Here is a 14,063-nt window from a genome sequence, read left to right on the forward strand (position 1 = left end):
CGCCTCAGGCGGCGCGGCAGAGTGCCGCGGGGTCGGTGGGGGGCGTGGTGCGGGGCACGGTGGCGGGCGCGGACACGGGGTGGACGGTGGGCGCGGACCGCGAGCGGGTGCGGGCGAAGACGACCAGGCGCAGTACGGCGAACCGTGCGACGCCGGCGAGCGCGGAGGCGGACAGGTAGACGGCCTGTTCGACCACCGCGCCGGGGTCCGCCACCAGGTACCTCAGGACGAGCATCGCCATGCAGGTGACCGCGTACGCCGCCGCTGCGGATCCGGCCGACTGGGCGTGCTGGCGCCATGTCGCTCGCCTGCCCGCGCCGAAGGTGAAGCGGGCGTGCAGCTCGGTGGCGAGGAGCGTGGAGACCGCGGTGATCAGGGCATTTGCCAGGACCCAGGGAATCCAGGAGGCGAGGGCCACCACGGCGAAGCTGGAGGCGAGCCCTACGCCGCCCCCGCAGAGCACGAAGCGGGCGAAGGCCGTGAAGGCGCCGGGTGCCGTCTGCCGCTGCCCCTGGCCCCGGCCCTGAGCCTGGCCCTGAGCCTGGCCCTGACCCTGCGCTGTCTCCATGATCCGCCCCCTCTTTCGACCCACCCCACCAAGCGCGCGACCGCGACCTGCGAGGCCGGGGTACGCATCCATGATGCCATCATGGCGCATGATTGGCGCCATTGCGAGTGGATCCTGGCGCCAAGCGGAAGGGGAGCCGTCAGTGCGCACCGAACGTCGCAGGTCAATGGGCATAGAGTCCTGGCGCCAGCCCTGCAGAATTCATGACGGACACGAAGCGGCGGACCGCACTCTCGCCCGCCCGCACCGGACATGACGCCAGACGTGGCGCCACCGACCGAGGGCGGCGAAGTGCCGCTACCCCCACGGAGACCTGTCGGATCGCGCCTGGGCCCGGATGGGCGCGCCGTGTGGCGTCAGCGCACCAGTTCGGCCGCGAGGAGGTCCATCAGCAGGCCGTCGTGCCAGGTTCCGTCCGCGCCGCGCTCGTACTGGCGCATCACTCCGACCTCGCGGAAGCCGACCTTCGCGTAGCAGCGGATCGCCGCCGCGTTGTCGGCCGCCGGATCGATCACGAGCCGGTGGTAGCCCTGGGCGTCGACGAGGTACGCGGCGAGGGTGCGCACGGCGTCGGTGCCCAGGCCCTTGCCGTGCACAGACGGGTCGAGAAAGAGGTCGATCCCGGCGTGCCGGTAGTCCGGCTCGTCCTCGGAGTACCACTGGATCATCCCGACGATCCGACCCTGGTGACGGATGGTCAGGCAGCGTACGTCGGGGTCCTCCAGATCGGAGGCGACCTCCGTCGCCAGGTCGTCGTCGCCGCGCCAGCGCTCCCGTACCTCCGGCGTCGCCCGGATGGCCGCGAGTGCGGGAACGTCCTCGGCGACGGCGGGACGGAGAACGACGGAAGCGCCGTACAACTCGGTCATACCCCTGACCCTACCGGCCCGCCACCAGGCGCCTCCGGCCCCGCACGCACCCGCCCCTCACGAGCGAACGATCACCTCGGCGGGTCCTCGCCCGTCAGTCCGTCGACGCCCACCAGAGGGCGGTCATCGCCGCAGAGCCTGGCGAACGGGATCCGGGCGCGCCCGGCGGATTGAATCGTCGCCGCTGTCCCGAAGGCACAGCGCTGGATCAGGCGCGAGCGCCGGGCCGGTGGGTTCGCTCGCTGCGGGGGTGTGGCCTAATGGCAGGACCCGGGCCGCCTCGGGCGCAGGGCGGCGCGGCCCGACCGACCAGGAGCGATGAAGGATCCATGACGCTGAATGAGGGACGCCGGGTACGGCTGGCGGCCGAGCTGAGGCTGACCGGGTCGCCGGTCTCGGTCCGGGAGACCGAAGCGGGCGCGGATTCGCCGGCGAGCGCGGTCGCCGTCACCGGCTCGCTGGGCCTCGCGGCCGGGGTCGAAGGCACCGTCGAGCGGGTCGACTCGTACGAGAACGAGCACAGTCACGAGGTCCGCGAGTACCTCCGGCTCACCTCGCTCCGCGACGACTTCGGCCACCAGATGCCTCCCGGCAGCCGCGGGCAACTGGACGAGCGGATCGCCTCGTTGGAACCGGCCTGGCAGGCGCACCTGAGGCAGAAGGACCGGGTGACGGTGCGCGTCCGCCTCGACAACGGTTTCGTTCTCGACGACGTACCCGAGCACCTCTTCACCGCCCTCTGACCCCGGCTCCCGAGGTGCCGCGGCGAGGGAACGCGGGCACCGTGGACATGCCGCCCCGGCTCCTGGAGGTGTGTTCCCTCCCGGCCGGGGCACTCGAAAGGGGCATCTCGACCGGGAGAGGGAGACATGAGCGGGGAATCGAAGCCGGCCTCCGTGCCGGGCTCCACAGGCACCGTGACCACCGCCGTTCCGGCCCGGCTCGACCGCCTGCCGTGGTCTCGCTGGCACTGGATGATCGTGATCGGCCTCGGCACCGTCTGGATCCTGGACGGACTCGAGGTCACCATCGTCGGCAACATCGCCGGCCGCCTCGCCGAGGAGGGCAGCGGTCTGGACATCACCGCCGCCCAGGTCACCGGAACCGCCGCCGCCCTCTACGTGGCGGGCGCGTGTTCCGGCGCCCTGTTCTTCGGCTGGCTGACCGACCGTTACGGCCGCAAGAAGCTCTTCATGGTGACGCTCGTCGTGTATCTCGCGGCGACCGCGCTCACCGCACTGTCGTTCGAGTCATGGTGGTTCTTCCTCTGCCGCTTCTTCACCGGCTTCGGCATCGGCGGCGAGTACGCGGCCATCAACTCCGCGATCGACGAGCTGATCCCGTCCACGTACCGCGGCCGGGTCGACCTGATCATCAACGGCAGCTACTGGCTCGGAGCCATCGGCGGCGCCCTGCTCTCCATCGTCATGCTGGACACCGACATCTTCGCCATCGACATGGGCTGGCGGCTCAGCTTCGCCCTCGGAGTGGTCCTCGGGCTGGTGATCCTGCTGGTCCGGCGGAACGTGCCGGAGAGCCCACGGTGGCAGTTCATCCACGGCCGTGGCGACGACGCGGAGAAACTCGTGTCCGCCGTCGAGCGGGACATCGAGCGGGAACACGGCCGGCCGCTCCCCGCGCCGCAGAGCGAGATCACCATCCAGCAGCGCCGCAGCATCGGGTTCGGTCTGATCGCGAAGACGGTCTTCGCCCGCTATCCGCGCCGTGCCGTCCTCGGTCTGTCGCTCTTCGTCGGCCAGGCGTTCCTGTACAACGCCATCACCTTCGGCTTCGGCACGATCCTGATCACGTTCTACGACGTGCCCACGGGCAGCACCGGCTACTACTTCGCCGTCATCGCCGCCGGAAACTTCCTCGGCCCCCTGTTGCTCGGCAAGCTGTTCGACACGGCCGGGCGCCGCATCATGATCTCGTCCACGTACATCCTGTCCGGCCTGCTGCTGTTCGGTACCGCCTGGCTCTTCGACCGCGACGTGCTCACGGCCACCACCCTCACCGCCTGCTGGTGCGTGGTGCTGTTCTTCGCGTCGGCCGGCGCGTCGAGCGCGTACCTGACCGTGTCGGAGATCTTCCCGATGGAGACCCGGGCGATGGCCATCGCCTTCTTCTACGCCATCGGTACGGCCGCCGGCGGCATCAGCGGCCCCCTCATCTTCGCGAGCCTCACCGAGTCCGGAGTCCCCTCCGAGACCGTGCTGGCCTTCCAGATCGGCGCAGGGCTGATGTGCGCGGCCGGGCTCGTCGCCGCCTTCCTCGCCGTGAAGGCGGAACGCCGCTCCCTGGAGGACATCGCCGAGCCGCTGTCGGTGGCGCACGGCACGACGCCCACGAAGACCCCGAGCGGCACGGGCACGAGCGGCCCGACCACCACGAGCGGCTCGGCGGGCTCCGGCGGCGCTACGGGTCACGGTCCCCATGGGGCGTCCCAGGGCGGCGACTCCGCCGCCCCTCGCTGACGCCCGCGCCGTTTCCCGGCCGACGGTCGTGCCCTCCGCGCGCGATCAGGACAGCATGCGGCCGAGCGTGAATACTTGAGGGGGCGGGGGAACGGAGGCGAAGCACTCGCCCCCTGGGACCCGGAGCGGTATTGAGGCGGTCGCCATGAGTCACCCCGCGGATGACCAGCGCATACTTGCCGAGATCGAGCATGACCTCAGTCGGGACGATCCGGCACTCGTGGCCTTGGTGGACGCGCTGAACAAGCAGTTCCCCGGGCAGCCCACACCGTCCACACCGCCCGGCGAGGTCCGGGCGCCGCGACATCGCGCGCGTCTCATGGTGGCGGTCGTGCTGGTCGTCATCGCCCTCGTGGGGCTCATCCTCATCGCCGTCCTGGGCGGCGGTCCGTCCACGCCGCCCGACGTGAACGACGGAGTGCCCACGACCTGGTGACCGACCGCACGCCGGGCGCGAGAGACGGGCGGGCTGTCAGGCCATGAGAGCGGCGTGGCGCGCTCGTGTCCCGAGCCATGTGCCCGGTCCTTTAGGGGGTGTTGGGGGCGCCCCCGCGTACCAGCGCCCCGGCGGCCGTCCGGTGCTCCGCCCTTCGGCTCGGCCGCATCCTGCCCCGAACTCCCCTTGAACGGCGTCCACTCGGGCTGCCGTGCCTCCGCCCCGCAGGGTTTCGACTCGTCGAATCGCTGAGCGTCGCATCGCTGAGCGTCGCACCGCGTCCCGATGACCGCCGTCGCCGACGGCTCGTCAGCAGATCGACGTCTCCTGGTATGGACCTGACAACCCATCCCCGTTAGCGTGACCTCCGGAAGCGTTCTGAGAGCGCTCTCATGCGTTCGACTCCCCCACATCTGGAGGCTTCGTGAAACGCACCACCTTCCCCCTGCCCGCCGCTCTCGCGGCTCTGCTGATCACCGTCGGGTTAGGCGCCACCCACGCACCGCCGGCCCGGGCCGTCCCCCCGCCCGTACCCCCTTCCGCCTCCGCCGGGCTCCTGGAGGCCCTGCGGCAGGACCTCGGCCTCACGGCCGAGCAGGCGGAGGAGCGGCTGCGGGCCGAGAAGACCGCGGCGGGTGTCGAGCAGGACGCCCGCCGGGCCGCGGGCGCCGACTACGGCGGATCGTGGTTCGATCCGGCGGCCGGACGGCTCGTCGTCGCGCTCACCGACCGGTCGGAGGAGGCCGAGGTGCGCGCGCTCGGCGCCGAGACCCGGCAGGTCCGGCACAGCGCCGCCGCGCTGGACCGGGCCAAGTCCCGACTGGACGCGCTCGCCGCCCCCACGGGCGTCGCCGGCTGGCACGTCGACCCCCGGGCCAACAGCGTCGTCGTCACGGTCGTGCGGTCCGAGCGTTCCGCACCCGCCGTACGCGCCTTCGTCGAGCAGGCCCGTTCGAGCGCCCCCGTCACCGTCGCCGAGACGGCGCAGGCACCGCGCACGTACGCCGCCGGCACGGTCGGAGGCGACCCGTACTACACCGGGAACGTCCGCTGCTCCATCGGCTTCTCCGTGTACGGCGGATTCGTGACGGCCGGGCACTGCGGGCAGGCGGGCGCCGCGGTGCGCGGCTGGGACGGCTCCGCGATGGGAACCTTCCAGGGTTCGTCGTTCCCCGGCAACGACTACGCCTATGTGAGCATCCACAGCGGCTGGTGGACCGTGCCCGTCGTGCTCGGCTGGGGCACCGTCCCCGACCGGCTCGTGCGCGGCTCCGCGGTGGCTCCGGTGGGCTCGTCGATCTGCCGCTCCGGTTCCACGACGCGGTGGCACTGCGGCACCGTCCTGGCGATGAACGAGACCGTCAACTACAGCCAGGGCGCCGTCCACCAGATGACCAAGACCAGCGTCTGCGCCGAGGGCGGCGACTCCGGCGGTGCGTTCATCAGCGGGGACCAGGCGCAGGGCGTCACGTCCGGCGGGTGGGGCAACTGCTCGTCCGGCGGCGAGACGTGGTTCCAGCCGGTCAACGAGATCCTCGGCCGGTACGGGCTGACGCTGCACACGGCCTGACGGCCCGTCGACCGGTCACGCGTCGACCGGCCTCACATCGACCGGCTTCGCGGCGACCCAGTCACACGTCGAACGGGTCTCACGTTGAGCCAGTCACACGTCGAACCGGTCACGCGTCGAGGGCGCCACCGGCCAGGGCTTCCCGGGAACGCTCCCCCGTTCCCGGGATGCCCGTGGGCGGCGACGGTGACGGTCAGGCGTCGGGAGGCCTTGGGCCGCCCGGCGCACGTCAGGCACCGCGAGGCCCTTGGGTCACGCCTGTCAGGCCTCCTCGCGCTCACCCCGGCTCCCGCACCGCCTGCACCGCCTCCCGGACCTCCTCCCGGGGGTCGTCCGCCATGGCGTTCAGCAGCTCGCCGACGCCCGGGGTCGACCAGCCGGCGACCGCCCACACCAGGTCCTCCCGCACCCCGTGGTCGGGGTGGGCGGCGAGGGGGGTCAGTCGGTCGAGCGGGCCCCGGCGGCGCATGCCGAACCAGTGGAGCACCTCCCGCAGCACGACCGGGTCCCCCGGCTCCCCCGCCGCCGCGACCCTGGCGAGCAGCACCCGGACCGGTGGCGGCGGGCCGTCCAGCGGGTGCGGCAACCGTTCGCGCAGCCGCCGCGCACCGTATCCTCCGCGCACCCGGCAGCCGAAGCAGGTGCAGGGCCGCGTGCCGTGGGCGTCCGGCCGGTACCGCCAGCCCGCCACCTGCGGCGCGGTGCGCATGCGGTGCACCTCGCGCGGCCGGATCGCCCGGGGTACGAACACCTCCCACCCGCGCGGATCGTCCAGTGCCGCGATCCGCCGCACCGCCTGGGCGGCGGGGAGGGTGGACTGGGCGTTGCGCGCCCGGTCGGCGTAGTGCCCGACCAGCACGTCCTCGTCGTCGTCCAGCCGTACGTGGACGGCCACGAGCCCGCCCCGGCTGCCGAAGCGGGCCAGCTCACGTAGCCACTGATGGGTGAGGGCGTACGAGGGCAGCACCGGGAAGCAGTAGACACCGCGCTCGTCACCCTGTCCGTGGCTCACCGCCCGGATTCCGGACCGCCTGATGCGCGGCGCGTTCGCCGCGGACGTCACGTGCACGAACATCGCCATGACCTGGCATGTTAGGCGACCGCTGACGGACCCGGGGCGGCAGTGGTCGGGGGGCGGGAGCGGCTGCGGAACCCGCCCGGTGCGCCGCGCGCCGCGTGCCGGGCGCGCCGGGGCGGGTGATGCTGGTGGCATGGGTGGCGTTCCCAAGCTGCGGCTGCCGGCCGCCTACGCGGCGACGGCGCGGCGGTCGGTGAGGGTCACGCTCGCCGCGAGCGCCGGCTTCTACCTGTTCCTGTACGGCTTCGACTCCTCCGTCGCCGCCACGTACGCGCTCTTCGCCGCCATCTCGATGGCCGGTCTGTCGCACATCCCCGGCACCGGCCGGCAGCGGGCCAGGGTCCTGATCCCGGTGGTGCCCGCCTGCTGGGTGCTGATCACGATCGGCACGTACCTCTCTGTGCGGACGTGGAGCGCCGTCGTCGGGATGCTGGTCATCGGTTTCGTGCTGGCCTTCACCGCGGTGGGCGGCCCCCGGCCGGCGGGCGCCGCGCCGGGGCTGCAGCTGATGTACATCCTGCCGTCCTTCCCGCCCTACGACCCCGGTTCGCTCGGCGAGCGGCTGGTGGGGGCGACGGTGGGTCTCGCTCTGCTGATCCTCGCCGAGGCGTTCCTGCTGCCCGATCACCCGAAGACCGTTCCGTACCGGGAGCGCGCCGCCCGGGCCGCCGACTGCGCGGAGCGCTTCGCCGACGCGCTGTCCTCGCCCCCGTACGCACTGTCCGACACGACCGTGCGCGCGGCGCGGCCGCTGAGCAGGGATCTGCGGTCCTCACAGGTTCCGGAGGCCGATCGGCCGGCGGGGCCGAGCGTACGGGACCGGGCCCTGGCCCATACGGGGCTCGCGGCGCGCACCCTGCTGGCCCGGCTGGCGCTGATGCCGCCGCTGCCCGGCGGCCCCACGTCGCCGGGCGCCGGGCTCGATGTGCTGCGGGCGGTCCGGGACAGCTCGCGGGAGACGGCCGAGCGTCTGCGCGGCCGTAAGGCCGAGACGGCCGCACACGCCGAGCTGTGGCGGGTGCGGCAGGCCCTGGCTGCGGGCCCGCCGGACGGAGCCGCCGCGCCCGCCGTGTTGCGCCGCCATGCGGTGGCCCTTGAGGTGGCGGACGCCGCGCTGGCGATGTCCACCGCCGCGGACATAGCCGTACGGGGCCGGGCGGGCGCGGTGACGGCGGCGCCGGGGCGGTTCTGGTACGCGGGGATGCGGGCGCCGCAGCTGTGGTGGCGGCGGCTGTCGGGACACCTGGGGCAACGGTCCGTGTTCTTCCAGAACGCGGTACGCATCAGCCTCGCGCTGGCGGCGGCCCGGGCGATCGCCGGCATCGACACCCTCCCGCACGGTTTCTGGCTGCTTCTCGCCACGCTCAGCCTCACCCGCACGACGGCTCGGGGGACGCGGTCCGCCGTGCGGGTGGCGCTCATCGGGACCTTGGCCGGGGCGCTCGTCGCCGCGACGCTGCTGGCGCTCGTCGGGACGGACATCGAGGTGTACGCGGCCGTGCTGCCCCCGCTGATGCTGGTCACCTTCACCGTGGGGCCGGTGAGGGGCGTGGGGTGGTCGCAGGCGATGTTCACCGTCGTCGTCGCCCTGGTCTTCGCGCAGCTGGCGCCCGCGACCTGGCAGCTCGCGGAGTTCCGGCTCCTGGACGTGATGGCCGGCAGCGCGATCGGCGCCGTGTTCGGGCTGCTCGCCTGGCCCCGGGGCGCCCATGACGAGCTGCGGCGCGCGGCGGCGACGCTGCTGCGCCACGCCGCGGAGACGGCGGTGGACACGACGGCCCAGGTCGCGGCGGGCGGAACACGCGTACCCCTGCTGACCGCTCCGGGGCACAGGTCGCTGCAGCACGCGCTGATCATGGCGGAGTCGGCGTACGCGCAGTACCAGAGCGAGCCGAAGGGGCTGGGGGTGCCGGCCGGCCGGTACGACTGGCAGGCCACGCTCATGGCCGGCCATCACACACTGTGGGGCGCCGACCGGATGCTCGTACCGCCCGAACCGGTCGAGGTACCGCCCCTGGAACGGGGCCCGACCGAGGCGGTCACCCGGATCGGCGACCGGGTGGCGGCGGGCATGCTCCTGGTCTCCGCCCGGCTGGATCCGACCGGCGACACCCCGGACACCACGGTGCCGCTGCGCGCCCGGACGTTCGACGACTTCTCGGCCGAACCGCCCGGCGCGCCGTGGCAGTACTACGCGGCCGTCTCGTGGCTGGACGCGCTGGTGACGGACCTGGAGCGGATCACCGGCGAGCTCGGGGAACGCAAGGACGCCGAGAGCACCGTCACGCCGCCGGGCCCGTGACGGCTCATCCTGTCCTCGCGGCTCCCCCCACCGCACGAGGCGTCCGCGGCGGGAGGGATACGGTGGTGTCGTGACCGGCCCCGGACGACCCCTGCTCTTCCTCGACGTCGACGGACCGCTCATTCCCTTCGGCGGGCCGCCGCGGGTGTGTCCGGCGTACGAGGACGGCCCCGCGCTGCGGGAGGCCGGGGCCAACCCGCTGCTGGCCAGGATCGATCCCTCGCACGGGCGCCGGCTGGCGGCGCTGCCGTGCACGCTGGTGTGGGCCACGACCTGGATGGACGACGCGAACGACGCCGTCGCGCCACGTCTGGGTCTGCCCCCGCTACCTGTGGTGGAGTGGCCGGAGCCGTCGGTGGAGGACGAGTGCGCCGAGCGGAACGGTCTGCACTGGAAGACCCGTGCTCTGGTCCACTGGGCGGCGGGGCGCCCGTTCGTCTGGGTCGACGACGAGATCGGCGACCGCGATCGTGCGTGGGTCGCCGCGCACCATCAGGGTGATGCGCTGCTGCATCGGGTGGATCCACGACGGGGGCTCACCGAGGCCGATTTCGCCGTCCTGGACGGGTGGTTGGGCCGGGCGCGCGCACTCGGCGCGCTCTGACCCGGACGGGGCGGCCCGGCGTACGTACCCGCCCCCGGGTCGCGGCTCGTCGCACGTCGGATATCGGCCGTGCCGGTCCGCTGGGGAGCGAATCCACGGCCTTCACGCTACCCTCCGGCGCATGATTGGCATGAGCATGCTGCGGACGGGAGCCTCTTGGCGCCTCCCGAACACCGCACCGACACCAGGCCGTTCGGCCGTCCACGCCGCGCCCCTGCGAAGAACCGGGCGATACTCCTTCGTACTCGTCCTCCTGTTGACCCTCCTGGGCACCCCGACCCTCGCGACCGCCTCGGTCCCCACCGCCCCTCCGGCCCCCTCGGCCGCTTCGGCCTCCTCGGTCCCGGCGGCCGCCCCCTCCGCCGGGGCCGCCTCGGCCGACGCACGCTGGGGCGACCGCCGGCTGGACGAGGTCTCCTTCCTGACCACCCACAACGCGTTCACCAACTACGAGGACTCCCGCTGGAGTTCGGTGAACCAGTCCGAGTCCGTGCGCGCCCAGCTCGACAACGGCGTCCGCGGGCTGAGCCTGGACACGCACTGGTACGAGCGCAGCACCTGGCTCTGCGTCATCAGCTTCGGCAGCGACTGCTACCCCAGCGACGTGTATCTGTGCCACGGCGAATGCAAGACCTTCGCCGGAGCGACCTACGCCCTGCCCCGGCAGTCCTTCCACGGCACGATGCAGACCGTGGTGGACTTCCTCGCGGCTCACCCCCAGGAGGTCGTGACCGTCTTCCTGGAGGACTATGTCGGCGCCGACCAGTTGCGGAACTCCCTCAGCAGGGTCCGGGGGCTGCCCGAGCTTCTGTTCCGGCCCGACGCGTGGAACGTGCGCCAACAGGGCTGGCCCAAGGTGGCCGACCTGGTCACGGCCGGAAAGCGGCTGCTGATCTTCTCCGACCGCCCGGACCGTGAGCACCTGGGCGTCATGTACGACCGGTCGTGGACGGTCAGCAACTACTGGAGCCTCGGGGACATGGGCAACGACCTCGCGTGCGTCACCCGCTGGCCCGACGTTCCGCTGGACCGTCAGGAGCCGGGATTCCGCAGGCTGTTCACGATGAGCCACCACCGCAACGTGCCCACGGTCCTCACGGCGGCCCTCGACAACGGGGCCAAACTGAGGAACCGGATCGCCGAGCAGTGCCGGCCCGCGGCCGGTGGGCGCGACCCGAACTTCGTCTCCGTCGACTTCCACCGGCTGTCGGACAACAGCGGTCACACCCCCGCCTCGATCGTGGCGGAACTCAACGCGCGCCGCTGAGGCCCGCCCGACCCGAATCCGGTGAGCCGCCCGACCGCCCGCCGGTCGGGCGGCTCACCGCCCGGCGCGGGATCACCGACTGTCCGATCGGGATCGCCCGGTCTACGGCTCGTCCGGTGTCAGCGCGTCGAGCGCGTGGTCGAGGGCGCCGAGGAGTGAGGCCTGTTCGGCGGGTGCGTAGAGCATCCGCAGCGCGAGTCCGTCGCTGAGCGCGATCACGGCGTCGGCGGTGGCTCCGGCGCCGGGGCAGCCGACGCCGTCGAGCCATGCCGCCAGGACCTGCCTGACGTCGTGGTCGACCTGGCGCCGGATCGCGGCCAGGCGGGGGTGATGGGCCGCCTGCACGGCGAAGGCGAGCTGCGCGGCAGCCTCGGCGCGGCGTTCCTCGTCCAGAGGGAGCGTGGTGAGGATCAGCTCGCGCAACGCCTGGCGCGGCGGAAGGCCGGTGTCCACGAGCGCCATGCGCTCCTCGACACGCTCACCGGCGAGCTCGGCGGCGAAGACCAGCATCTCCTCCTTGGAGTTGAAGTACTTCTGCACCGCCCCGGCGGACCGGCCGCTGGCCGCGGCCACGGTGCGCACGCTGACCTGGTCAAGGCCGCGCTCGGCTGCGAGGCGCAGCAGCGCGGCCCCGATCTGCCGGCGCTGTTCCGACCGGTCGACGGTCTTCGGCATGGCCACCTTCCCTCTTTGAGATACAGTCGTATTCTAACTATGGCGACGACGAACGGGGAAGACGATGGAAGACGACCGCGGCAAACCCGCCGCACCCGCGGTGCTCATCTCGGACGCCGACCGCGATCGGGCCCTCGGCATCCTGGCCGCGGCGCTGGCCGAAGGCCGGCTCGACGCGCCGGAACACGCGAGCAGGGCCCAGGCGGCCCTGCGGGCACGCACCGCCGACGACCTCGGCCCCCTCACCGCCGACCTGCCGGCTCCGACCCCGACCCGGGCCGAGAAGGACCGCAAGGACATGGCGGACTGGCTCGCGGAGTGGCGGTACTGGCTCGGCGGGCTGCTGATCATGTCGGCCGTGTGGGGCGTGCGCTGCCTGCACAAGGGGGAGTTGACGTACTACTGGCCGGCCGCCCCGCTGGGAGTGTGGGCGGCCGTCCTCCTCGCCATGGCGGTCTGGCCCCGCAACGGCGAGGAAGACGCCACGCGCTGACCGCGCCGGGCGGGACCGCGGGACCGGTGGGGCGTGCGACACGCCGGGGCATCGCGCGCTTGGCGGGCCGGGGACGGCGGCTCGGCGCGATCGATGCCGACGGCCGACAGGCCTCCTAGCTGCACGTTTCCCGATGGTGGGCCCGCCCGGCACCAAGAGCCGGCCGGTCGGGGCCATGGGCGGGGCTATCGGCCAGGCAGGTGGTTGCGCGCGTCCGCACGGACCGCCTACCGCGTTTCGCAAGATCTTTGGCTTCTGATGGACGGCGGTCGATAAGTATGACAATCACCCCGGCTTCAAGGAGTTCAGCATGATCCTGTCCACTCCCCTGCGCCTGCGGGGCATCCGCACGGGTACCACGGCGGCCGCACTCGTCGCCGCCGCCGGAGCCACCCTGGTAGGCGCGCCCGCCGCGCACGCCGCTCCCGGAGACAGCGGCGATCTCAACGTCCGCTCGGCCGGGTGGCACTCGCGAGGCCAGGACGGAGTCGAGGTCTGTGCGTTCACTCTCGTCGCCAGCAACTTCGAGTCCTTCCCCGCGGTCCCATGGACGATCGCCGCGCAGCCGCCGACGGTGCCGCCCGGCGACACCCTGGTCAGCACGCTGCCGCTCGTCAACGGCGCGGCGGTCAGCGAGCGGTACCTGCTCCCGGAGGGCACGTACCGGCTGGAGTGGACGGTCCCGGCGGGCACGAAGAACAGGACCTTCAAGGTCGACTGCGCCACGCGCGCCGGGGACCAGGGCCCGAACCGGCCGTCGGCCGACCGTCCCAGCAGCCGTCCCAGCAACGGCCCGGCGCAGGAGATCGACCCCGGGACCACCTACCGCGAGCCGTCGGGCGCGGTGCCCGCGGGTGCCGGCGGTGTTCCGGACCTGGAGAACCTCAGCGCCGCCGAGGGCGAGTCCGGCGTCGGGACGACGGCTGCGGTGACTGCCGGCGTGGCCGGTCTCGCGGCGCTGGTCCTGATCCGCCGATCCGCCCGGCGCCGTGCCCGCAACGAGGCATAGTTCGCCCCGCCCACGGCCCCACCGACGGCCCCGGAGGCGTGGACCGAGCCGCGCCTGCCGACTCACGATCACGCTGTCCGTGACGTTCGCGCTGCTGACCGGCATCGTGTCGGCCTGTTCGGGCCCGTCCGAGGAGACCGGTCCGGTGGTCGCCGCCGTCCCCGCAGATGATGCGGCGGGCGGCGGCGCCACGCCGGCCCGACCGGCCGCGCACGCACCCCAGGTGCGCTCGCGGCCGGTCAAGGTCGCCGTCCCCGCCATCTTCATCGAGGCCGCGGTCACCCCGCTCGGCCTCGACAAGAAGGGGCAGCTCGGCGCTCCGTCGCTGAGCGCGCCCATGACGGTGGGCTGGCACCGGCACGGTCCGTCGCCCGGCGATGCGGGAACGGCCGTACTGGTGGGGCACCGTGACACCGCCACCGGCCCGGCGATCTTCCTCAATCTCAAGATGCTGCGGCGCGGCGACGCGGTGAAGGTCACCCGGGCGGACCGACGCGTCGCGGTCTTCACGGTCGACGAGGTGAAGACGTACACCAAGGACAAGTTCCCCAACAGCAAGGTGTACGGGCACGTCGGCCGTCCGGAGCTCCGGCTCATCACCTGCGGCGGGCGTTTCGACAAGAAGCACGGCTACTCGGCCAACGTCGTCGTGTTCGCCCACCTGACCTCCCTGAAGAAGCAAGGGGCCTGAGCGCGGCCGCCGGCGGGCGCGTCC

At 72.9% G+C, this 14,063-nt stretch carries 14 protein-coding genes; 10 read left to right on the forward strand and 4 right to left on the reverse strand.

Going from position 1 to position 14,063, the window contains the following annotated elements; genetic code table 11:
- Positions 1-4: 4 nt before the first annotated feature.
- Positions 5-568 carry a hypothetical protein gene (locus ACF1G2_RS01285; protein WP_391796221.1) on the reverse strand — a complete coding sequence of 188 codons (564 nt, stop codon included), beginning with the start codon at positions 566-568 and terminating at the stop codon, positions 5-7.
- 356 nt (positions 569-924) lie between these two features.
- On the reverse strand, positions 925-1,437 hold the full coding sequence (locus ACF1G2_RS01290; RefSeq protein ID WP_391796222.1) for a GNAT family N-acetyltransferase: 513 nt from the start codon (positions 1,435-1,437) through the stop codon (positions 925-927).
- A gap of 329 nt (positions 1,438-1,766) precedes the next feature.
- On the opposite strand from ACF1G2_RS01290, the gene ACF1G2_RS01295 reads away from it, so the two are divergent.
- The 4 genes from ACF1G2_RS01295 to ACF1G2_RS01310 all read left to right on the forward strand — a co-directional run bounded on the left by ACF1G2_RS01295 (position 1,767) and on the right by ACF1G2_RS01310 (position 5,920).
- The gene (locus ACF1G2_RS01295) at positions 1,767-2,180 is read left to right on the forward strand and encodes a hypothetical protein (protein ID WP_391796223.1); all 414 of its coding nucleotides are present in this window, start codon (positions 1,767-1,769) and stop codon (positions 2,178-2,180) included.
- A gap of 126 nt (positions 2,181-2,306) precedes the next feature.
- Positions 2,307-3,914 carry an MFS transporter gene (locus ACF1G2_RS01300; protein WP_391796224.1) on the forward strand — a complete coding sequence of 536 codons (1,608 nt, stop codon included), beginning with the start codon at positions 2,307-2,309 and terminating at the stop codon, positions 3,912-3,914.
- A 145-nt stretch (positions 3,915-4,059) separates the two neighbouring features.
- On the forward strand, positions 4,060-4,350 hold the full coding sequence (locus ACF1G2_RS01305; RefSeq protein WP_391796225.1) for a DUF3040 domain-containing protein: 291 nt from the start codon (positions 4,060-4,062) through the stop codon (positions 4,348-4,350).
- A 424-nt stretch (positions 4,351-4,774) separates the two neighbouring features.
- Positions 4,775-5,920: an alpha-lytic protease prodomain-containing protein gene (locus tag ACF1G2_RS01310; RefSeq protein ID WP_391796226.1), complete on the forward strand. Its 1,146-nt coding sequence runs from the start codon at positions 4,775-4,777 to the stop codon at positions 5,918-5,920.
- A 277-nt stretch (positions 5,921-6,197) separates the two neighbouring features.
- On the opposite strand, the gene ACF1G2_RS01315 is transcribed toward ACF1G2_RS01310, so the two are convergent.
- Entirely contained in the window at positions 6,198-7,001 is an 804-nt protein-coding gene (locus ACF1G2_RS01315; RefSeq protein ID WP_391796227.1) for a HEAT repeat domain-containing protein, read from the reverse strand.
- A gap of 130 nt (positions 7,002-7,131) precedes the next feature.
- On the opposite strand from ACF1G2_RS01315, the gene ACF1G2_RS01320 reads away from it, so the two are divergent.
- The 3 genes from ACF1G2_RS01320 to ACF1G2_RS01330 all read left to right on the forward strand — a co-directional run bounded on the left by ACF1G2_RS01320 (position 7,132) and on the right by ACF1G2_RS01330 (position 11,171).
- A complete protein-coding gene (locus tag ACF1G2_RS01320; protein WP_391796228.1) occupies positions 7,132-9,300 on the forward strand; it encodes an FUSC family protein in 2,169 nt (722 codons plus the stop codon).
- 70 nt (positions 9,301-9,370) lie between these two features.
- The gene (locus ACF1G2_RS01325; RefSeq protein ID WP_391796229.1) at positions 9,371-9,904 is read left to right on the forward strand and encodes an HAD domain-containing protein; all 534 of its coding nucleotides are present in this window, start codon (positions 9,371-9,373) and stop codon (positions 9,902-9,904) included.
- 121 nt (positions 9,905-10,025) lie between these two features.
- Complete coding sequence (locus ACF1G2_RS01330; RefSeq protein WP_391796230.1) at positions 10,026-11,171, forward strand: PI-PLC domain-containing protein; 1,146 nt, start codon at positions 10,026-10,028, stop codon at positions 11,169-11,171.
- A 102-nt stretch (positions 11,172-11,273) separates the two neighbouring features.
- On the opposite strand, the gene ACF1G2_RS01335 is transcribed toward ACF1G2_RS01330, so the two are convergent.
- Positions 11,274-11,846, reverse strand: coding sequence for a TetR/AcrR family transcriptional regulator (locus tag ACF1G2_RS01335; protein WP_391796231.1), 573 nt, complete (start codon positions 11,844-11,846; stop codon positions 11,274-11,276).
- Positions 11,847-11,910: 64 nt separating this feature from the next.
- Between ACF1G2_RS01335 and ACF1G2_RS01340 the strand changes: the two genes are divergently transcribed.
- From ACF1G2_RS01340 to ACF1G2_RS01350, 3 genes are all read left to right on the forward strand, one after another.
- Positions 11,911-12,339 (forward strand): DUF1707 domain-containing protein, encoded by a 429-nt coding sequence (locus tag ACF1G2_RS01340; RefSeq protein WP_391796232.1) that lies wholly within the window; start codon positions 11,911-11,913, stop codon positions 12,337-12,339.
- 310 nt (positions 12,340-12,649) lie between these two features.
- Positions 12,650-13,348, forward strand: coding sequence for a hypothetical protein (locus ACF1G2_RS01345; RefSeq protein ID WP_391796233.1), 699 nt, complete (start codon positions 12,650-12,652; stop codon positions 13,346-13,348).
- Between the two features lie 79 nt (positions 13,349-13,427).
- On the forward strand, positions 13,428-14,039 hold the full coding sequence (locus ACF1G2_RS01350; protein WP_391796234.1) for a class F sortase: 612 nt from the start codon (positions 13,428-13,430) through the stop codon (positions 14,037-14,039).
- Positions 14,040-14,063 lie beyond the last annotated feature (24 nt).

It is taken from the genome of Streptomyces sp. NPDC013457 (assembly GCF_043089925.1).
In the GTDB taxonomy this organism is placed as follows: domain Bacteria; phylum Actinomycetota; class Actinomycetes; order Streptomycetales; family Streptomycetaceae; genus Streptomyces.